Origin of the sequence: Bifidobacterium aquikefiri, from assembly GCF_002259795.1 — a bacterium.
Taxonomy (GTDB): domain Bacteria; phylum Actinomycetota; class Actinomycetes; order Actinomycetales; family Bifidobacteriaceae; genus Bombiscardovia; species Bombiscardovia aquikefiri.
Window position 1 is genome coordinate 142,528 of the sequence record NZ_MWXA01000004.1, and the last position, 20,419, is coordinate 162,946.

Consider the following 20,419-nt stretch of genomic DNA (forward strand, 5'->3'; position numbering starts at 1 on the left):
CAAAGTGATACGCGATATAGAACGGAGTCTAGAAATAAATTGTTACCGACACTTATCAAGAAAATTTCAATATTTACACAAGAAACATCGTGCGAAAGATACCAGTGCAAATCTCTTTTTATGATAGAAGGTTTGCACTGTTCAGTACACATGATTGGCAGAAGAAGCAGGAAAAACAGCATAACCGCTTCTTTGGCGGAGGCCTACTGGAACTCCGCCAAAGCGAAACATTAGAGCTGGCAGCTGACGCAGCCCTCGACTTCCGTTCCTTCGAGCGCCTGCTGACGAATACGGATGTAATAGAGGGTCTTGATGCCCTTGCGCCATGCGTAGATTTGCGCCTTGTTGAGATCACGCGTGGTTGCGGTGTCTGGGAAGAACAGCGTCAACGAAAGACCCTGGTCCACATGCTGCGTGGCAACGGCATAGGTGTCGACGATGGCCTTCCAGCCGATTTCGTAGGCATCGTCATAGTATTGCAGGTTGTCGTTGGTCATGTATGGTGCCGGATAGTAGACGCGGCCGATCTTGCCTTCCTTGCGAATCTCGATCTTCGATGCGATGGGATGAATCGAGCTTGTGGAATGATTGATGTAGCTGATTGAACCCGTCGGTGGCACGGCCTGAAGATTCTGGTTATAGATACCATCCTTGAGGATTGCCGCCTGAAGCTTCTTCCAGTCATCGACCGTTGGAATCTCGATCTTGAACTTGGCGAAGAGATCGCGCACGAACTGGGTCTGCGGCTCAAGCGAACGGCGACCATCGGTGTATTTGTCGAAGTAGTTGCCTTGGCCGGCTGGCTTAGCATATGCGGACTTTTCAAAGCGAGCAAATGCCGTGCCCCGTTCGACCGCGATGCGGTGCGACGCACGATAGGCATGGTAGGCGACTGTCATGAAATATATATCCGTGAAGTCAAGCGCCTCTGGTGAGCCATAGTGCATGCCCTCGCGCGCCAGGAAGCCGTGAAGGTTCATTTCGCCGAGACCAATGGCATGTCCTTCATCGTTCGCGCGACGAATCGAAGGCACCGCATCGATGTGAGTATGTTCCGCGACAGAGGTGAGTGCGCGAATCGAAGTCTCCACAGTATCGGCAAGACCTCCGTCAATGGCCTTCGCAATGTTGAGAGAACCCAAGTTGCACGAGATATCACGGCCGACATGCTTGAAGGTCAGGTCCTCGTTGAACTCGTTGGGCTCCTGAACCTGCAGAATCTCGGAGCACAAGTTGCTCATCGTGATGCGGCCATCAATCGGGTTGGCGCGGTTCACAGTGTCTTCGAAGACTATGTATGGGTAGCCGGACTCGAACTGAATCTCGGCGATGGTCATGAAGAATTCGCGGGCATCGATATATTTCTTGGTGATGCGATCGTCGGCAACCATCCTGTCGTAGTTTTCGGTGATCGAAATATCTGACAAGGGCTTGCCATAGACGCGCTGCACGTCATAAGGGCTGAACAGTGCCATGGGCTTGCGCTGCTTGGCAAGTTCGAAGGTGATGTCAGGAATCACGACACCGAGTGAGAGGGACTTGATACGAATCTTCTCATCGGCGTTTTCACGCTTGGTGTCGAGGAAACGCAGGATATCAGGGTGATGAGCCGAGAGATATACAGCACCGGCACCTTGGCGAGCACCAAGCTGGTTCGCATACGAGAATGAATCCTCCAGAAGCTTCATGACTGGGATGACGCCGCTGGACTGATTTTCGATATGCTTGATTGGTGCACCGAGCTCACGAAGGTTACTGAGCAGGAGTGCCACGCCGCCACCACGCTTCGATAGCTGGAGCGCCGCGTTGATGCCACGCGAAATGGATTCCATGTTGTCTTCGATGCGAACCAGGAAGCAGCTTACCGGCTCGCCTCGCTGAGCCTTGCCCAAATTCAGGAAGGTTGGGGTTGCGGGCTGGAAGCGACCGCGAATGATTTCCTCCGCATATTTGATGGCCAGGTCCTCGTCGCCCGATGCCAATTCAAGAGCCACGGCCACGCAGCGCTCAGGGAAGTCTTCAAGGTATTGCTTCCCGTCGAAAGACTTCAATGCATAAGAGGAATAGAACTTGAAAGCACCAAGGAAAGTCTCGAATTCAAATCCGAGTGACTCGGCGTGGGCATAGATCTTGTCAAGAAATTCCGGGGTGTATTCTGCGAATACGCCCTTGTCGTAGTATTGATTGTTCAACAGATAGCTCAGACGCTCGTGCGTTGAGGCGAACTGCCTTGTATTGGCAGCAACATGCGATGAGACGAATTCCTGTGCTGCCTGCTTGTCTTTGTCGAACTGAATCTTGCCGTTGCTGTCATAGAGATTCAGCATCGCGTTCAGTGAGTGATAGTCATGCGCCGAATCATAGGTCTCATCGCTCGTCTGATCCATTTCGAGCGCGGTGTCTTCCTGAGCTGCCATTGCTTCCCCTTCACAGAGTGTATTCGTATGTTCCTGATATGTATGTTTTCAAACGTAAGCTTGTTATTGCCGTTCTTTGAGATTCGCGAAGAATTCGGGAACCCCCTTGCGTACCTTTTCCTCATCTTCTCTTGTCCCCATGAGCTCGAAATAATAGAGAAATGGTACCTTGCACTTCTTGGACACCAAGTCACCGGCCATGCAGAACGCCTCGCCAAAGTTGGTGTTGCCAGACGCTATTACTCCACGAATTCCATCGCGGTTTTCACGATCATTCAGGAAGAGTCTGACCTGCGTCGGGATTGCCTTGTCCGCGCTGCCGCCACCATAGGTTGGCACGACGAGGATGTAAGGCTCACGAATATTCAGCGAGCCACCTCGACGGTGCAGAGGAATCCTGTAGACGTTGATTCCTTCATGCTCAAGATGGCAGTTCCTGATGAATCGTGCGGTATTCTCCGAGGCCGATGAGAAGAAGACCACCGCTCCTCTGACTTCGCCTTCTGCAGGAATATCCGGCGTGCTGATTGCAACCGGATCGCCTTCGACTGTTTCGCCATGGCGTTGTTTTCCATGGGTCTCAACACCTTCACCGTCATGATCGACGCCATTCATCGCATTGGCCGTTTTCTCAAGTGTCTCACTCATGAATCCCCCTCATCAACGCGTGCGACTCCCACAACAGCACCCGCAGACTCTATTATCTCAAACCTTTGCGAAAACTACTATATCTAGGTACCGCTCCAAATGGCAACACTATATATAGTGTTTCATGTGGTTAATATCACATTGGTGTAATTTGACTTGATTCGTCCACTACGAACTGCTCTGTTCGTGAGATTTACGAGTTTTGTGGCCATTCTCAGGTATCGTGCCTGATTTTCGTTGAAATTGCGACGAGAACCAGCGCAAACACAGCTGTTATACCTGAGAATAGCCACAAAACTCGTAAATCTCGAATTTTCTTGGCTCTTTTCAGACCAAAAGGCCCACAGTCTTCAACCGAGAACATGTCTGGATGACCAGATCATTGGCAGCAGCCTCACCTACGGTAAAACGGATGCCTTCATCAGCGAAGACTCGAGTCGAAAGACCAGCCTTGATGAAGTATTGCTCCGCCTCTGTGGTTTTTTCGCCAAACTGGATCCAGAAGAAGTTGGCCTCGGCATCAGGAATCGTCCAGCCCTGTTCCCGCAATGCCGTGAGAACACGCTGACGTTCCGAAATGATGACCTGAACGCGATCGTTGAGTTCGTCATAGGCGTCGAGACTTGCCAATGCAGCGGTCTGGGCAACGCGAGAGACCCCGAAGGGAAGTGCCACCTTACGCATGCCATCAACGACATCTTCAGGAGCAACTGCATATCCAATGCGCAGTCCGGCCAAGCCATAAGCCTTCGAGAAAGTCTGAGCGACAACGACATTGGGATATTCATGGAACAGTTCCATGGCAACGGCGGTATTCGGATCGGTATTGAACTGGAAGTATGCCTCGTCGAAGAGTACCAAAACATCACTGGGAACGGCATCCAGCAACTTTCGAGCATCGGTATCGCTCACAGGAACCGAAGTGGGATTGTTTGGATTGTTAACGATGACAAGGCGGGTCTTGTCACTCACCGCCGCAATCATCGCATCAATATCGTGATGTCCATCAGCAGTCAATGGTACTTGAACGCTGGTCGCACCAGCCGTGGCGACGATGATCGGATATGCCTCGAAGCTTCTCCAGGGATAGACAATCTCATCATCAGGTCCTGCAACCAACTGGATCAATTGTGTAATTACCTCAGTCGAGCCACAACCCAAGCAAATGTTTTCGGATTTCACGCCTGTCTCCTGGGCCAGCCGCTCTACGACTCCCCATCCGCGCATATCCGGATAGCGATTGATAAAGTCCAGCGCATCATCGCGTATTGCTTCCTTGACACTTGCAAGGGGTTCAAAAGGATTCTCATTACTCGAAATTTTATAGGTATGACGATCGGACTTCGGAGCCGGCTTACCTTGCTTGTAAGAAGGAAGAAGATCTATGTCGTCACGATGTTTGAAAGCCATAGCCCTATCCTATGCCTTGGCCGGACATAGAAATCCGATTCGCCATACACAGCGCACGAAAGTTGGCCTCTCCAGGCACAGCCAAGAGATCCGCAATCATTTTCATCACATTGATTGCATATTCGTCTTAGTTTTTTCTTATAGGCTGTGACAGATTCCCTATCTTGCAGAGGAAATCGGGAAAACCGGAAGCATGCGGATAAGACGATTGCGTGATATTGATAAATCATGACAACAGATTCAATACATAAAGGTGTCTCTTTCGACGATCAACCACTGGGATTTTCGACACGAAGCATCCATCTTGGCAATGGGACGGACGCCGAGACAGGTGCGATTCGTAGACCAATCACGCTTGCCAATGCGTACGCCCTCCCCTACGACGCATCAGAATTGAACTGGTCAAGCTCGGATCTCAACCTCTATGCGAGAAACGGCCATCCCAACCAGCGCTATCTTGAGAGCAAGATCGCCAATCTGGAAGGTAGCGAAGATGCAGTCGTATTGGCATCAGGCGTCGCAGCTCTTGCTGCAACCTTCACGACCTTCCTTTCGCGGGGCGATCACGCCATTTTCTCGGACACCACCTATATCGCGGCATACCGTCTGCTCAACGAAATACTTCCCAAGAAATATGGTATCGAGACCAGTATCGTCGATACGTCGAATACACAGAACGTGCAACGTGCAATCCGGCCCAATACCAGGCTCATCCATATTGAGACTCCTGCGAATCCAACACTGAAAGTCAGCGACATTGCAACGATTGCACGATATGCACATGATGCGAACCCTGAGATTCTGGTGAGCGTCGACAACACATTCAATACACCTTTCAATGTTCAGCCCATCAAGCTCGGGGCGGACATCGTGATTGAAAGTCTGACCAAGTACATCAACGGACACGGCGACGCACTCGGTGGCTCCATCGCAGCAAGCAAGTCTGTGACCGATCAGATACGTTTCACGTCACAGGTCAACTATGGAGGCGTCATCAGTCCATTCAACGCATGGCTCATTAACAGAGGCTCGGTGACGCTCCCATTGAGGATGAGGCAGCACAACGCCTCAGCACAGCTCATTGCCGAACATCTTGCCGACCATCCGAAGGTGAGTTTCGTTGCATATCCTGGCTTGAAAAGCCACCCTAATCATGACATTGCCGCAAGCCAGCTGGTCGGCTCCGATGCTGGATATTCAGGAGTACTGAGCTTTGGGCTGCAAACCAACCACGATGGCTACAATCGTTTCATCGCAGCACTGCATATCGTGACCTCGGCGGTTTCACTCGGTCACGACGAGAGTCTCATTGTATTTCTTGGAGAGAATGACGAACGACAGTATCTCTATCCAGAGGCGTTCCATCAAGGCTTCCTGAGATTCGCCGTGGGGCTGGAAGATGCGGATGATCTGATCCGTGACCTTGATCAGGCATTACACACGATCTAGCCAGGCGCAGATACAGATGATGCAGCTTTGCTAGCCCTGAGCACGGAGCAGCGACTGGGGAAACATGCGTCGCATGATTCGCGCTGCTCTGGCAATTATGTCCGTCTCATCCGCTCTCGATTCAAGAATTGCAGCAATCATGGTTCGGAGCCTGTCCGTGTCGATTGTTGGCTGGACCTCATTATGTGGCCCTCCCTGCCTCACATCCGCACCATACGCAACTTCCGATGCAGCGGCATAGAGCCTTCGTATGTCACTGGCCGTAGCTGCGCTACTTCTCGCAACCTTTGCTGCAATAATCTCTGCGATCTCAGCATCGGTTTCTCGCCTTGTCCACCGCAATCCTGCATCGATGGCAGTGGCGACAATCTCCTGCCACATAACCAGCACACCAAAGCCAGATCCAACCTTCTGGTATGTCTCGATGCTATGGAGCCTTCGACGACGCTGCACCCTTCGAAGCATCGAAGGGCCGAACAGTGCTATGACGAGAATCATGAGTAACAGCATGATCTGCCACACATACGAAGGAACGTTCCATCTGTTTTCAGCGCGGTTCCCCTGACTTGCATCGCTGTTTTGCGAAGACGAAGGGGATGCACTCACGGAAGGCGTGGAAGTTGTCGGCGAGGCAGTCGGCGCGATTGCATTCGAGGTAGAAGAGGCAGCACTGGCTGTGGGCTCGGCTGAGCTTGATGCATCCGTTGTCGCTGTGCTCTCGGAGGCTGGAGTCACGTCGAAAGGCACCCAGCCGATGCCATCGATATATGTTTCCACCCATGCGTGAAGCTGGTTTGCCGTAACGGTATGTGTTCCACGTTTCGTTGTGCCGGCATTATAGCCGAGCACCATGCGGGTCGATAATCCCATTGCACGACCGAGTACGGCGAGTGCTGAAGCATAGTGAATGCAATACCCAGACTTTGTCTTGAGAAAATCCCCAATGACCTGCATGTTGCCTCGCCCATTGCCATCGGGTGCATCGAGCGAATATGTGAATCCGTTGGTGGTGAAATATCGGACCAGATACTTCATGGCAGCTATTTCCTGTTGTGCATTGGCACCCGTTGTAGGAATCCCCTCGCTGCGCGCCTTGTTCACGATTGCCTGCGCATCCTTCGGCAGTGCCTGCGGAAGCGAACCATAGTATTGCCGCAACCGCCTCCCGGAACCGGTATCGTCGGTATGGAGCGTCTTCAACCGCGCTTTGAAGAGATTCCATGTCGAGAGATTCTGGGAACTTTCCGACGGGTTGCTGGATGGAGCATCAGTCGCATTGTCAGATGAACCGTTCGCATTACCGTCCGCTTCGTCAATGTCTTCGTCGAGCTCTTCGAGGACTTGCTTCATGTCATTGCTCACATCGCTGATCTCATCAAACTCTGAAGTCTTCTGGATCGGCTGCAGATACACGCTGCGAACACCATAGCTGGTGTCATTCTTCGAGCCAGAATCCTTGGTGAAGAGCGAGCCATCATAGCAAGTCAGCCAGAGCGAGGAATCAGCATCGCCCGTGAATCGTATGCCAATTCCCGGCACCGGCAAGAAGCTCGAGGAGAGCGCCTTGACGTCGATTGTGCTTCGTTCGAGATAGTCGTCGAGGTTTTCTATGTCGAAGACGCTCAATGATGCAAATCGTGCAAGCTGCGTCAGCCTATCAGCGCTTGTCGAAGCGAGTGACGAGGACTCATTGGCCCACTGCGAACTGTAGAGATCGCTATTCGCTGCAATCTGATAGCTTGAACCATAATCATCGTTATTGGTCGCATTGAGATTGAAACTCCACGTATCGCCGTTGAAGTTCCCCAAGGTTGACATGCGCATATACATCGCACGATCAGCCGAATATGTGAAGACGGTTGAAGTCGAACCACCTTGAAGATTCCTTTTCAGATCGATCAGTGGACTTACCGTCTCGCTTGAGAACAGTCCAGGCGTCTCGCCGTATCCTATGCTGACGCGTTGTGCCAAGGATAGCGAGAGGGGCGTGGTAACCATTGCAATTGCAGTGATGATTGCACAAATAATCGTAGGTATTGGTACCCATACCGCACTTCCACTCCCAATCTGCCAGTTCTTCGATTGCGAGCCACTCGGGCCTGAACGTTGCCAGAAGACAAAGCCAGGCGAGCGGTTCGTCGTCCACAGCAACGTCAACGCTGCCATGATCACCCCAAAAAGCATCCACCATTGCACACTGCTTCCCACGACCAGATAGCTGAAGCTCATGGTAATGATAGGAAACAGAGCCAACATGGGTGAAGTCTGAATCTGAGTCATCAGGCACCGCAGCAGCATAAGAGTCAGTGCGCCAACGACCAGTATCAGAGCATCCGCGTCAGCGTCAATGCTCACAGGAGGGTATTGTTCATACATGGAATTGAATCCATCAGTGAGTGCGTCCCATGCCGTCGAAAAACCCGAAGGCGTCGTAACCGTATGCTGTATCCCGTTTGCAGCCGTTTCCACCGTCGTCTGCGCCTGCTGAAACAGCCAGATGCCTCTGGTCTGGTATATGCGCGTGTCGGCAAGAACCACTCCAGAAGTCAGAAATAGCACACAGTCCCCTCCGGTTCGTATGAGGGAACGCACAAGATTTCGGGCGGGAATGCTGATTTCAATTGACAGCACTGCGAACCCTGCGGCAAGATACCATATCCAGATGCCCTGAGGTTCAATGACGGCAGTGATGGATTGCAAAGTCGTCCCAAATAACGCCAAGAGTGCGAGAATGCTCATGAGCTGAGCAGCCATGGCATTGAGCAGTGACGCATTGTGTTGCCACGCAATGGATGCAGATGTTGCCTTACTCTGAGTTGCAGCATTCTCCGATTGCTTCGCAGCCATGACTGTAGCAACGACTGGACGCAGCGTTCCCAATGCCCGAGGAAGGCCAGGCTTCGTTGCCTGTACGGTAGCCTTGCGAGCGTGTTCGACATTCTTCGCATCTTCTGTTGCCTCGGACTTGAGAATCTTCAACTGAGGTTTGGTCTCGATGCACGCGTCAGGCTGGACATGCCTGAGCTCATAGCGGTCAGAAAAAGCCGAATGCTGCAGACTTTTCTCAATCCCATGCGTCTGTGTCGAAGACGTCAGCACAACGATTCGGTTATACTCACGAATCTTGTGATTCAATCCTTTGAAAATCGCGGATTTCTCAGCTTCTGAACCCTCATGCCCATGCACATCCACAGGCGCTTGCACTAAGCCTTCGCGACGCGAGCCTTTCACTGCTGGCGATGATCCATCACTGACCTGCTCCGCACCAGAGTGCGCCATGTGTGGTGATTGTTGATCACGATATTGCAGTGATGCCAAGAACCGATATACATCGCTGCCGGATTCGGCAATCACATGCCCATCGGAAACACTGATGCTTGCCTCCGAGGGAACGCTATGGCTGCAATACATCAGCGCCTGTGCAATGCACGATTCGAGATGTCTATCATGTTCGTCGAGTATCAGCAGGACTTTCGCGGGAATTTCACGATTGGATTCCCGCGTCATCAATTCACCGCGATGAGCTGTATATTTCCATGCGATCATTCGTGGAGAATCGCCCTGCGCATAGGCGCGTACACCACTGAAGGATTGAGTGTGAGCATTCCCCGGCACAAAGTTACTCAGTGTCCTCATTCGCTGGGAAGATTGTTCCTCAACATCGGGCAACACCACATATTCGTCATGAATATCCCTGTGAATGCTGCGGATTCTCCAGATTCCAAAGGGGTCAGACCACATCACCACCACAGAGTGAAGGCGGTACAGCCCGCGAACCGGAGCAATCCTGCCGACGAGCGAAGCAACAACTGAGCCGCTTGCATCAAGGCTCACCCATTGCAGTGTGGTGGTTACCACCCGAGGAAGCAGGAATCCTCGCATCAGATGGGGCACGCTCAACCTCACCAAAGTCGAGACATCTGAATCATCAGGAACTCCACTATCCTTCACAGGAATGTCCTGCGCGTCGGTTTGAAGCTGCCGATATGGCTGCCATTGAAACACATCCTGAACTGCACTGGATGCATGCTCGCGATCATAGAGATACGAGGATTGAAGACACACTCGCTGCAGTCCGACCAACAGTAGCGAAACAAGCACGAGCAACCATACTGCAACGCATGAGGCCATCAATGACTTATCATCAAGCATGAGCCCGAAGAACGTGACGATCGCCGCTACGACCATTACCAGCACACCGCCAGCAGTAGGTCTGATGGTTCCACGAGAACGCCAGCGATGAAGACGGGCGGAGCGCCAGGAACGAAACGCCGAGCGAAGCGTGTGCATCATGTCAACACATTGCTGGCTGCGGCATTGCGAAGGATACTGTTATTCTCACCGTTCAATGCAGAAATCCCTTCAAGCTCGTCGGAGATGCGCGGCGCAGCAATGTCATTCACGATCTCGGCCAGTATGGTCTTGCAACGCTCCGCACTGCTGTTCACATTCGAATTCGTCAAAACGAGACGATGCGCCAATACAGGGATAACCAAGTTGCGCACATCATCGGCGACAACAAAATCACGATGTTCAAGTACGGCGTGAGCTCGAGCCATAGCTGCCAGAGCCAGACCTGCACGAGGCGAGGCACCGAAGCGAATTTCAGCATCATCACGAGTTGCATGCACTATGGATACGACATACCGTGCAACGCTCTCGCTGATATGTACCTGCGAGACTTCGCGACGCAGCGCGACAATATCTTCAAGACTGCAGATCTGTTTCAAAGCCGCAAGCGGGTCATCATGCTGAATCCCGGCAATAGTTTCTATTTCAGCCTGTTCTTTGGGATATCCAATACTCGTGCATGTCATGAAACGATCGAGTTGCGCCTCCGGGAGTGGATATGTGCCTTCAAGCTCGATTGGATTCTGCGTCGCAACTACAAAGAAGGGGTCTGGCAGGGCATGCGTTTCGCCATCGGCACTGATCTGCCGCTCAGCCATGGCCTCCAGCATGGCCGACTGGGTCTTGGGATTTGCGCGATTGACCTCGTCGGCAATCACGATATTCGCAAACAACGGCCCTGGTCGAAATACGAAATTCTCGGAGCGTCGATCATAAATACTTACACCGGTCAGATCGCTGGGCAACATATCCGGGGTGAACTGGACGCGATGAACAGTTCCTGCCATGACCTTGGCCATCGCCCTGGCCAAAGTGGTCTTGCCAACACCGGGAATGTCTTCCAGCAACAGATGTCCGCCGGCGGCAACGGTCATGACAGCCAGTTCAACGACATCGCGAGGGCAGTTAAGAACGGCAACAAGTGCATCGACGATCTCGTTCGAGGTCTGCTGATCGTTCATATTTCCCCCCAGCCCGTGGACACACACCATTGTACGTAAAAACCCCGCAGAGCATAATGAAATGCCCTACGGGGTGAACCACCAGCTTCGGTACTACTTCAAGATAGCCAGAACGTCACGAGCCGAAACGATGAGCAGATCCTCACCGTCGTAGTGGACTTCCGTGCCGCCGTACTTTGAGTAAAGAACCTTGTCTCCGGTCTTTACATCAACAGGAATGCGCTCGCCCTTGTCGTCACGACGACCAGGTCCGACCGCAAGAACTTCGCCCTGCTGTGGCTTTTCTTTTGCTGTATCTGGAATTACAAGACCAGAGGCTGTTGTGGTTTCAGCCGCGGCCTGCTTGATGACAATTTTGTCTTCCAACGGTGTGAGTGAGATCGACACTGTGGACCTCCTCTTTCTTATAAGAGAATCAATATGTTTCGCGCCGTAACCCACGTCGAGAGGCTGACGGGACACTCCACACGAGTCATTCGCGCTACACGACATGGTAGCGCGAAATTAGCACTCTGCCAACTCGAGTGCTAACGGCAATCGGAAAACAGCTCAGAGCGAAAAGAAGAAATCAGTTATTGCCACGCCTCGAAAGGATTGTTTCAAGGCCTATGCTCAACGATTCGGAACTCTGAGTCGGAGGATCGACTTCTGCATGAAGCTCGTTGGCATGGAACTGCTCCGAATCGCCGTCACTGTGACGATCAAGTTCTGATTCAGCATCCGCGGCGGCGGTTGGACTGTCAGCAAGCGCACTCTCCAGTTCGGCCTTGCCAACAACACCTGCGACCGAAATCTCTCGAGTTTCATCCGCCGCCTGGCGTGACTGAGAAGAGTCAGATTCCTTGCGAACTGACTTCACAGGCTGCTCGGCAACCGTGGATGCTGCCGGTCCCTGTGCCGCTCCGACGCGAGGAGACGTCAGCGTGGACTTCGATGCAGTATGCTGCTCCCCTTGAGACTTATCTGTCAGCTGCCCACTTCTCTTGGGTGTTGGACTGGCAATGGAAACCTGCTTGCTGGATTTGATCTCTCGACTTTCAGGCCCGCTGCTCTGCAGATCATGAGCATCACGTGCCGATCCAAGCGAGAAGGAAATCAAATCCTGCGAAGCGGCCTTCTGTTGTGAGTCCTGTTCAAGCTTTGGCATGTCAACGTTCGGCAATGATGCCTTGCGAGCTGCAGCTTGCCTCTGTGGCTCCGATGCACCTGCAACGTTGTGCGAATCAGGCTTTGAGACCGTTGTATGTGCACTCGTCTGAGAGCGTGCACTGGCTGATGACTCCACTGACACAGAGCGTGAAGCTGAGGAACTCTTCTCTGAGCGCTGCTGCTCTTGCTTGGCAAGCTGAAGAATACGTTGAATCTCAGCCTTATTCAGGACATCGGTTGCCGTTGCAGGAGATGTCTGCATTCGTTGATGGAAAGAAGGAGTGTGCCCATCCCTGTAAAGCCGACGGTTGCTGGGTTGAACTGCTGTTTTCTCTGGCTTTTCACCTGCCGGCTGCAAGGCTTGCCTATGTTCAGGAGTATCAGCCTGTGACCGGGCATCTGCTGCCTTGATGGTCGCCACCCTATTGGCAGCACCTTTCGAACCTCGGGCAATGCGCCGTTCCCAAGCTCGGGCCGACTTCGCAGCACGCGCACCAAGCATCAGGACACCCAGAAGAAGTATTGCCGGAATCAGAGCATACAGCATGGAGATAGTCGTTGTTGCCCCGAGAACTATCAATACGACTGTCACTATGGCGAGCGCCGCAACGATGAACTGACGCCTTCGAATAGCGGCACGCCTCATCTGACGAATTCGTTCAATATGCTCCTGTTTGTGCGCAGCAATTCTTTGCGTCTGTTCAGAGTCCATGAACGAACCTTTCACCCTTTGCATGCCGGCAACATGCGACTTCGTATCACCAACACGTGTGGCATCTTCTTGAGTTACCACATGCAGCGATGAGGAGTATCTGTCTTCGCGATGCTCCGATGCACGTCTCATCCCCATTATGGTCTTTCCCGGTAACCAACCGCAAATGAGAAGCACAGCAATCACTAAGAGTACGAGGCTGCTTAGTGATTCATAGTTCATATGGCCTACGATAGAGTAAGAATGTTGATTATGTAATAAAAGTCGTGGCGTGTCGAATAAATTCAGCGACTACGTGTTCTCTCTGGCCGCTCTTGGTCACTCGTCGCTGAGTCACCAAGACGATCAACGACGGTATTCTCCACATCGCTCAGCAGCAATGCGTAAGCTTCGTGGTCTCTCCATTCACCATTGATATACATATACTCTCGCCGCAGACCTTCCCTTGGTATGCCCAATTTCTCGACCACGCGCTTGGATCGATCGTTCGAAGGCAGAATATCGATTTCCAAACGATGCAGACGTGGCCCATCGACTGCACCAAATGCCCAATCGGCAAGCATGGCGAGAGCAAGAGGAGTGAATCCAAGTCCGGCATGATTGTGATCGATCCAATAACCGACTGTCCCCGTTCTCATCGAGCCATAGCAGATTGCACCCAGTGATATCTGTCCTACGATCCGCCCCTCGAATTCGACCATGAATACAATTTCTGAACCCGCTTCGGCAAGCTCACGTTCACGGCGTACCCACTGGGAGAATGAAATGCCCTGGCCGTGCATGGGATCTCCTGATTCCCAAGGTTCAAGCCAGTCTCGATTGTTGTATCGAAGTGTATTCCACTCAATGTCATCCTCTTCGCGTAAAGGGCGCAGACTAATTGCTGGTTTGCCCTCGGGAGCGACAATTTCAGTCGGCGTATGGAAATGGCTATTATCGGTACGTGACCGAAATGCATCCATAAATGATTGAAAAACGGACATGCCGCCATTATCGCACCGTTCGCGTTGAAAACTGGTAGATTATATGCTCGCGCGCCATACTGGTTGGTATGGAAAGCATCGCATCTCAGAAATCGGCACTGCGCCACAAAATATTGCATCGACGTTCTAAGATTTCCAAGGCCGCTCGCCTCGCTTCGGCTCAGCAGCTTGTGAGTGTGGCAAAACGTTGTGACCTCATCAAGGCGCAGACCACGATTGCATGCTTCGTGTCGATGGGCAGTGAGGTCCGAACATCGGCGTTCTTGCAGTATTGCATGGAACAGCCTGTACGGGTCCTTGTGCCTCGTCTTGGCAGGGGTCTTGATATGGGATGGAGCTATTATTCTGGCAATGAGACCTTGGAGAACAGGGGAAGGCACCGTCCTGCAGAGCCGGCTGATGAGGTTCTCCCTCCTGCGGCGCTTGAGTATGCCTCGACGATTTTCATTGCGGCTCTCGGCGTTGATGGCCAGGGTAACCGTCTGGGACGCGGCGCAGGTTGGTACGATCAGGCATTGCAATACTGCAATGCAGACGCTCGAATCATCGCAATCTGCTGGCCATGGGAAGTTTCACAGCTTCCCATCCCGCATGACTCGAACGATGTGGCGATTGATGGTGTGCTTACCCCTCTGGATTTCACGCCCATAGACAAGCACTGAGGCACAAGACCGTAGAGAGTGCAATAATACGGTCTGGAGTATTGAGCGCAGTCTATACTGTCTCAGTGCAGCACAATCAGTACTACGTTGTTGGTGAATCAAGAATCAGTGGAGGAAGACCTTGCCTACCTATCATTACCGTTGCAAGAACTGTCAATATGATTTCACAGAGCAGCAGTCATTCAGCGATGATCCGATCACTATCTGTCCTCGGTGTGGTCAGGCTCAGGTTCGTAAGATTTTTTCCGCCGTTCCCATTGAATTCAAAGGTCACGGCTTCTATCGCACCGATTCGGGTTCGCATTCGAGCTCGTCATCGAAATAGTCCCCACTCATATCAGTGAAGGTTTCCATCACGTCATGAGATCACATTCGACCACATGCTCATGGCTCAGGTGCATTCTTGCATCGATTCGTTCAAGAATTGCCCAATGCTTGACTTTCTTTCCTCTCATTCCTCAGCAATGGATTCCCTGCAACGAAGACGTTTCAATGCCCATGTCCGGCATATCCTGTGCGCCGTATGCTCCGCATTGACACTGTTTGCAGTGTGCCAATCCATCGCAGAAGGATCGCGCAATCGTATACAGATCGTCGTTGCATCTCGCGAGATTGCTCGTGGTCAGCAACTCAGCTCGGAGGATCTGAGCCTCATCAGTATTCCCGAGTCATCGGTAACGCGCCACTTTGTCCACACCATTGAGGCAGCGGACGGCAAGCAATCGCAAACCACCCTCTCAGCCGGACAACCCTTGCCCAGCAATGCCATATCGGAAGGCTTAAGCATTGCTGCGGGACACACCTCAATTCAGATCCAGCTTGCCAGTGTGCCTTCGCAACTCTCGATTGGAGACACGGTACGACTGGTATCATCGGCAAGCTGCTCAAAGGCCGGGTCAGACATCGTCACCGAGGATGGCTCAGCCACTCAACCAACCGAAGACCCTGATTTACACAGCGCAAATGCCGAGTCAGACTTGGTATTAACTTCGGTCTGTACTCTTGCCAGGCAGGCTCAAGTGCTCAGTATCGCCGAGCCATCAGACGATTCATTGCTCAACTCAATAACGGCGAATAGCGAAGATCAATCGCTTGTTACATTCTGTGTGTCCCCGGAAGAGGCGGTTGCAATTCTGAGTCAACAGCAGCAGGGTCCTATTCTTGCGGTGAGTGGCTGATGTACACTCAGGAAGAGAAGTACAAGGTCACAGGGCCAAATCTTCGGAGCATTGAGAAGAAGGAGTAAGAATGTCATCTCTGTCAGAAAACGGGAAACGAATGAGTGCGAAAACCATGCAGGCCACGCATCAATTGGCTGCACTGACCGATAAGGGACCCATAGGCGGATTCAAGAAATTCGTTTCACGCGGTTCAATGATTGATATGGCAGTCGGTGTCGTTATGGGCGCCGCGGTCACCGCAGTGGTGAATTCAGTCGTAAAATCATTCATCACACCTCTGATCGGTATGCTTTTTGGCAAACCGGATCTGTCGAATCTTCTGACCATCACCTACAATGGTGCGACCATTTCCTTCGGGGCAATCCTTGGTGAACTCCTCAACTTCCTGATTGTGGCGTTGGCGGTATACTTCTGCATCATTCTGCCCATCAACAAGCTTCGTGACATGACCAGAGCCGTTGCCGGAGTTGAAGAGGCGAAACCTGCGGAACCATCACCGGAGGAACAGTCCGTTGCAATCCTTCAAGAGATTCGTGACCAGCTCAAGGAACAGAATACCCTAAACAAGTAGTGTCAGCCGTTATTCCTTCTCGGCAGTGAACACACCCCAGTGGGGTGGCAATTCGCCAAGGATGCGTGCATCATCGTCCGCATCCCTGGCTTTTTTTGTCTGCATATCGCCTGCCTCAAGCTTCACGCCGTCGGCATCAAAATGCTCGGTTCCCTTCAGCACAACACGGTGGTGTTCTCGCCTTGAGCGCCTCATGGGCTCATAGGTCGGCGCAAGGTCCCGATGCGACGCGCGCCTGTCGATCTGTGAGGAATCATCTTCCGTAGAAAGCGCATTCATTCCGTATCTCCATAGACCTCTGCAAGTTGGCTGACAATACGATCCACTTCCTTGTCGGGGTTGACGAACGCCGCCACACTCCATACGGTAATGACCGACCAACCGAGCATCTGAAGACTTTCGTGAATAAAACGATGCCGCTGTCTGGTTGAGCGAATGCGCATGTAATCGGCGTTATCCGTCAATACGGCTAGTGCAAAGGGCTTGCCCTTCACGCCGACGACCAACGGGATGCGGGTACCTTGGTCGTATCCATAGTAGAGGGCAACTTCAAGTCCACGCTTGCGGATGCGATCAGCAAGGTCATCAAGCAGCATGTCAGGCGATGGTGTTTCATGTGCCACTGGCTTGATGCGTTCCTTGCCAAGATTCTCAGCCCACTGCAACACGACTTTCAGGAACCTTGGTCCTGGCTGATGAATTCTGTCGTCTTCCATGTCTTCTGAACCAAAGGCAGAGATGATGTCAAGGTTCCTTGACGAAAGAGCCAAGGCATCAAGAAGCATGCCCTTGCCTGCTTCACCTTCCAGCTCACCAAACTGCTGGAGCAGTCTTCCGTGTGCAGTCTTGGCGAAGCCGAATGAAATGATGACATCGCCAGACTGAGCTCCAGCAATTTCATCGATGCCGATGATGCGAATGTGGCGCAGGAACTTGGCAAAGTTTGGATCCTTGACTGCACAGGATTTCAGTTCTGCACCCAGCCTGGCTCGATGCGTTGGTGAAAGTGTGACGACGGTAAGCACATAGGATGCCGGAACGATCGTGAACGAATGAGCCCGCTGACGCAGCTCCCCGATAACTGCATCAATCTCCTGCTGGCTGGATTCAACCAGACCGGTAGCCATGACCGGGACACCTGTGGCCTCGATCCGCTTATATCTGACCACACCCTGTGTCGTCGAGCATGTTCCTTCTGGTGTCGAAGAGCCATATCCCTGCACCTTGAGAAATGCCGATACATCTTGTGGACGCCGATCCGGGGTGCTTGGAATATTGACACTGGGAAGCAGCGATATCATGCGCTTTACAGAGTTGGAAGTGACGGTCTCGCGATGCGCCAGGATCACAATCTGCCTGACTCGCTTTGCAATGGTCAGCAACTCGATGGATGGCATATGCGCTGCAGCATCGACGATTGCCATGTCTGCGAGCTGATCGGTGCTGGTCAATGCGGCCAGAGTGGCAGGCGTTGCAACACAAATCGGCTTTGCAGCTGAGATAAGTCTCGGGAAATCTCGGTGGAGTGCATCGACTCCGACTCGCTGATGACCGGAAAGCTTGGTATGGAGCTGGTTTGCCTCCTGAGTATGAGAAAAGAGCATCTCAGAGAGGCGCTTGGTGAGTTCCTGATTCAACATTGCCCCGACGCTGCGCACATGTTCGGTATCGATCTGCACAAATCGATCGGCAGCACTCGAGAGAGCCGAACCATCCTGATTGGAAATCATCTCTGAGGAACGCACGATATCCTCGAAAACGGTAGTCCACCAAGCCAATTGCAATTCAGCGCGAACGGCCTTGGAGCTGACCCGCCTCGAATGCAGATCACGAATGAGTTCTCCCAGGCCCACCTTGTCGAAGTCTTCCTCAAGACGGCAGCGCTCAGGCAAGGTTTCCAATGCAAGATGATCATTGAAGAGAGCCTTGAGCCGTTCTTCGAGATCCTTCAAGGTCACTGATTCAAACTCGGCACCCTGAGGAGTGGTCGCCAGCACCGTATTCAACGCTGTCAGATCGTTCGACAGCGAATCCTGCGTCTCCATGATCTGGTCAAGCCGTGGAGGCAATACTGGCCATCCGCCGTGAGGAACGAAGATGCGCCACTGTTCTGCCTGCTTGGAAACGATGGTCAGAGCATCATGGAGATTATCGACCTGTGCCCCGACCCGAAGCAGGCCCTTTGCTTCCTTCGTATGCCTTCTGCGTTCCCAGAAGCCCATGGTAGTGCCATTGGCCTTGCGTTCGGCCTTGGACTTGGTCGCCTCTATCATCGACGCAATATCACGTTCGAAGATCTCAGGCTGGAAGATATCGAGAACTCGGCGCAGATTCTTGAGCACCGTGACCTGATTCTCCCAATCGTGTGCGGTTGCCGGCACAGGGAAGCCGCATGTCTGAACCGTGTTCGCCACTTGCTGACGAATTGAAGGCAACGTTCGCTCCAGCAGTCTCACAACGCGCTGATAAGCGTCAACTGCATCGTTTTCCGAGCTGATTGATGCCTTGTACCACACGGTATCATCGGGACCTATGGTGAATTCGCCAATATCCGCTGCACGTTCAAGCAGTGCAGCCCACTTTTTGATATTCGGACCGATTGCCCGTGCAGCATTGATATCGAGACGCACGCGTGTGATTGGATGCGTTGGCAATGCAGCGATGTGTGCAAGGTTCTGAATGGTCTGATAGGCTGAGACGCCCCAACCTTCGTTGACTCCGTGCAGATCGCCAAGATAACGGGTAAGACGTGAACGTACGCCTACGAGCTCGTCGGCAAGCTGATTGAAACGAGAACCGGCCGTACCTTGCTGATAGCCAACGGCATCAATCAACTGTCGATCAATGCGCGCATTGGTGGAGGCATCGGCAACATCAAGTACCATGTCTTCCATATCGTTGGCACGCATCACCTGCATGAATCTGCGCTTCTGCTCGGCAACGCTCGGCACATACAACACGGTGCGGCCGTTCACGATGCAGCGCGATGCAACTGCCGCCGCATGCGTGGCCGTGTGCTTGTCGGAACTCTCATTCATGAAGATAGAACGACCAGACGCAGCAAGATGGGCTGCGAAACGAACATGATTATCGACATCAGCAATTTCCAGCTCGTCATGAGGATCTGCGTCAAACGGACTGAAATCAGCCATTGGCTGGTTTTTCAGCAGTTCGACAGCATCGGGCTCGCCAGCAATTGCATCAAGCACTGTGTTTCCTGAAGACCCATTGGCTAGTTCATCAATAATGTCTTGACTCTCATTGATCAGCAGTGTAGATGGTTCGACAAGACATCCAAGAATGATGTCGTGATCGATGGTGAAGTCGGCAATCTCATCATTCGTTTCGTTCTCGATGTGATTGAACAGCGCACTTGTCTCTGCGGTTCCACCTTGGAAATGCACCTCGTTGAAGAGTCGCTTTGCGTTGATATCGACACCATGATCTCTCAGTGCAGAGATCAACGCATTATTCATTTCCACAGGACCGGAGAGACGTATCGTCATCTTTGGACGAGCTCCTTGCGGCGCCTCGACCGTGACTGGATACAGCAAAACCGGCATTGAGCTACCAAGCCATGTCGCCACACCCACCACCAATGAAAGCTCTGCACAGCCACTGAGACGATTCTTCGCAGTCTGATCTTCGAGGACTCGACCCATCCGCTTTATCGCTGCACGAAGCACACCGTTGTCTCGGAACAAGGAGTCCAGATGCGTCTGGCCTCCTGCAAAAAGCTGAGCGATTCCAGACGGATGCGCGTGTGTGAGCTCCAGACGAGCCGTCAGCTGGGTAATGTCCTCCAATGGAGTCTGCCCAACTTCACTTTGATATTCACGTCTCCATGCACGTATCGAATCTAGAATGTTCGTTTCTTTTCCTCGTGCCTGATGTAAGGATCCATTGGCTGGTTCTTCACTCATTC

At 52.4% G+C, this 20,419-nt stretch carries 15 protein-coding genes; 5 read left to right on the forward strand and 10 right to left on the reverse strand.

Annotation, left to right across the window (positions count from 1 at the left end; genetic code table 11):
- Positions 1 to 230: 230 nt before the first annotated feature.
- The 3 genes from nrdE to BAQU_RS03830 form a co-directional block, all read right to left on the reverse strand.
- Positions 231 to 2,417, reverse strand: a complete 2,187-nt coding sequence (nrdE, locus tag BAQU_RS03820; protein WP_094692913.1) for a class 1b ribonucleoside-diphosphate reductase subunit alpha — start codon at positions 2,415 to 2,417, stop codon at positions 231 to 233.
- Positions 2,418 to 2,480: 63 nt separating this feature from the next.
- A complete protein-coding gene (gene nrdI / locus BAQU_RS03825; protein WP_094692972.1) occupies positions 2,481 to 3,032 on the reverse strand; it encodes a class Ib ribonucleoside-diphosphate reductase assembly flavoprotein NrdI in 552 nt (183 codons plus the stop codon).
- Between the two features lie 360 nt (positions 3,033 to 3,392).
- Entirely contained in the window at positions 3,393 to 4,475 is a 1,083-nt protein-coding gene (locus tag BAQU_RS03830) for a histidinol-phosphate transaminase (RefSeq protein ID WP_094692915.1), read from the reverse strand.
- Positions 4,476 to 4,703: 228 nt separating this feature from the next.
- On the opposite strand from BAQU_RS03830, the gene BAQU_RS03835 reads away from it, so the two are divergent.
- Positions 4,704 to 5,924, forward strand: a complete 1,221-nt coding sequence (locus BAQU_RS03835) for a trans-sulfuration enzyme family protein (RefSeq protein WP_094692917.1) — start codon at positions 4,704 to 4,706, stop codon at positions 5,922 to 5,924.
- 30 nt (positions 5,925 to 5,954) lie between these two features.
- On the opposite strand, the gene BAQU_RS03840 is transcribed toward BAQU_RS03835, so the two are convergent.
- The 5 genes from BAQU_RS03840 to BAQU_RS03860 all read right to left on the reverse strand — a co-directional run bounded on the left by BAQU_RS03840 (position 5,955) and on the right by BAQU_RS03860 (position 14,080).
- On the reverse strand, positions 5,955 to 10,217 hold the full coding sequence (locus BAQU_RS03840) for a transglutaminaseTgpA domain-containing protein (protein ID WP_094692919.1): 4,263 nt from the start codon (positions 10,215 to 10,217) through the stop codon (positions 5,955 to 5,957).
- Positions 10,214 to 11,236 carry an AAA family ATPase gene (locus tag BAQU_RS03845; protein WP_094692921.1) on the reverse strand — a complete coding sequence of 341 codons (1,023 nt, stop codon included), beginning with the start codon at positions 11,234 to 11,236 and terminating at the stop codon, positions 10,214 to 10,216. Before BAQU_RS03845 ends, BAQU_RS03840 begins: the two co-directional genes overlap by 4 nt.
- 93 nt (positions 11,237 to 11,329) lie before the next feature.
- A complete protein-coding gene (gene groES, locus BAQU_RS03850; protein WP_094692923.1) occupies positions 11,330 to 11,623 on the reverse strand; it encodes a co-chaperone GroES in 294 nt (97 codons plus the stop codon).
- A gap of 181 nt (positions 11,624 to 11,804) precedes the next feature.
- Positions 11,805 to 13,229, reverse strand: a complete 1,425-nt coding sequence (locus tag BAQU_RS03855) for a hypothetical protein (protein ID WP_158215633.1) — start codon at positions 13,227 to 13,229, stop codon at positions 11,805 to 11,807.
- Positions 13,230 to 13,381: 152 nt separating this feature from the next.
- Positions 13,382 to 14,080, reverse strand: coding sequence for a GNAT family N-acetyltransferase (locus BAQU_RS03860; RefSeq protein WP_094692927.1), 699 nt, complete (start codon positions 14,078 to 14,080; stop codon positions 13,382 to 13,384).
- A 68-nt stretch (positions 14,081 to 14,148) separates the two neighbouring features.
- On the opposite strand from BAQU_RS03860, the gene BAQU_RS03865 reads away from it, so the two are divergent.
- The 4 genes from BAQU_RS03865 (at position 14,149) to mscL (ending at position 16,494) form a co-directional block, all read left to right on the forward strand.
- Positions 14,149 to 14,742 carry a 5-formyltetrahydrofolate cyclo-ligase gene (locus tag BAQU_RS03865; RefSeq protein WP_094692929.1) on the forward strand — a complete coding sequence of 198 codons (594 nt, stop codon included), beginning with the start codon at positions 14,149 to 14,151 and terminating at the stop codon, positions 14,740 to 14,742.
- 121 nt (positions 14,743 to 14,863) lie between these two features.
- Positions 14,864 to 15,067, forward strand: coding sequence for an FmdB family zinc ribbon protein (locus BAQU_RS03870; protein ID WP_094692931.1), 204 nt, complete (start codon positions 14,864 to 14,866; stop codon positions 15,065 to 15,067).
- Positions 15,068 to 15,173: 106 nt separating this feature from the next.
- Entirely contained in the window at positions 15,174 to 15,920 is a 747-nt protein-coding gene (locus tag BAQU_RS03875) for a flagella basal body P-ring formation protein FlgA (protein ID WP_158215634.1), read from the forward strand.
- A gap of 100 nt (positions 15,921 to 16,020) precedes the next feature.
- Positions 16,021 to 16,494: a large conductance mechanosensitive channel protein MscL gene (gene mscL / locus BAQU_RS03880; RefSeq protein WP_415447773.1), complete on the forward strand. Its 474-nt coding sequence runs from the start codon at positions 16,021 to 16,023 to the stop codon at positions 16,492 to 16,494.
- Positions 16,495 to 16,503: 9 nt separating this feature from the next.
- Here mscL and BAQU_RS03885 read toward each other — a convergent pair whose 3' ends face one another.
- Both BAQU_RS03885 and BAQU_RS03890 read right to left on the reverse strand, forming a co-directional pair.
- Entirely contained in the window at positions 16,504 to 16,689 is a 186-nt protein-coding gene (locus BAQU_RS03885) for a hypothetical protein (protein WP_094692974.1), read from the reverse strand.
- 80 nt (positions 16,690 to 16,769) lie between these two features.
- The gene (locus BAQU_RS03890; RefSeq protein WP_094692937.1) at positions 16,770 to 20,417 is read right to left on the reverse strand and encodes a helicase; all 3,648 of its coding nucleotides are present in this window, start codon (positions 20,415 to 20,417) and stop codon (positions 16,770 to 16,772) included.
- Between the last annotated feature and the right edge of the window lie 2 nt (positions 20,418 to 20,419).

Excerpts from the sequence above, each read along its gene's own strand:
- nrdE (WP_094692913.1), bottom strand. The coding sequence starts at position 2,417 with ATGGCAGCTCAGGAAGACACCGCGCTCGAAATGGATCAGACGAGCGAT.
- nrdI (WP_094692972.1), bottom strand. The coding sequence starts at position 3,032 with ATGAATGGCGTCGATCATGACGGTGAAGGTGTTGAGACCCATGGAAAA.
- BAQU_RS03830 (WP_094692915.1), bottom strand. The coding sequence starts at position 4,475 with ATGGCTTTCAAACATCGTGACGACATAGATCTTCTTCCTTCTTACAAG.
- BAQU_RS03835 (WP_094692917.1), top strand. The coding sequence starts at position 4,704 with ATGACAACAGATTCAATACATAAAGGTGTCTCTTTCGACGATCAACCA.
- BAQU_RS03840 (WP_094692919.1), bottom strand. The coding sequence starts at position 10,217 with ATGATGCACACGCTTCGCTCGGCGTTTCGTTCCTGGCGCTCCGCCCGT.
- BAQU_RS03845 (WP_094692921.1), bottom strand. The coding sequence starts at position 11,236 with ATGAACGATCAGCAGACCTCGAACGAGATCGTCGATGCACTTGTTGCC.
- BAQU_RS03855 (WP_158215633.1), bottom strand. The coding sequence starts at position 13,229 with ATGAGACGTGCATCGGAGCATCGCGAAGACAGATACTCCTCATCGCTG.
- BAQU_RS03860 (WP_094692927.1), bottom strand. The coding sequence starts at position 14,080 with ATGTCCGTTTTTCAATCATTTATGGATGCATTTCGGTCACGTACCGAT.
- BAQU_RS03865 (WP_094692929.1), top strand. The coding sequence starts at position 14,149 with ATGGAAAGCATCGCATCTCAGAAATCGGCACTGCGCCACAAAATATTG.
- BAQU_RS03875 (WP_158215634.1), top strand. The coding sequence starts at position 15,174 with ATGCTTGACTTTCTTTCCTCTCATTCCTCAGCAATGGATTCCCTGCAA.
- mscL (WP_415447773.1), top strand. The coding sequence starts at position 16,021 with ATGAGTGCGAAAACCATGCAGGCCACGCATCAATTGGCTGCACTGACC.
- BAQU_RS03885 (WP_094692974.1), bottom strand. The coding sequence starts at position 16,689 with ATGAGGCGCTCAAGGCGAGAACACCACCGTGTTGTGCTGAAGGGAACC.
- BAQU_RS03890 (WP_094692937.1), bottom strand. The coding sequence starts at position 20,417 with ATGAGTGAAGAACCAGCCAATGGATCCTTACATCAGGCACGAGGAAAA.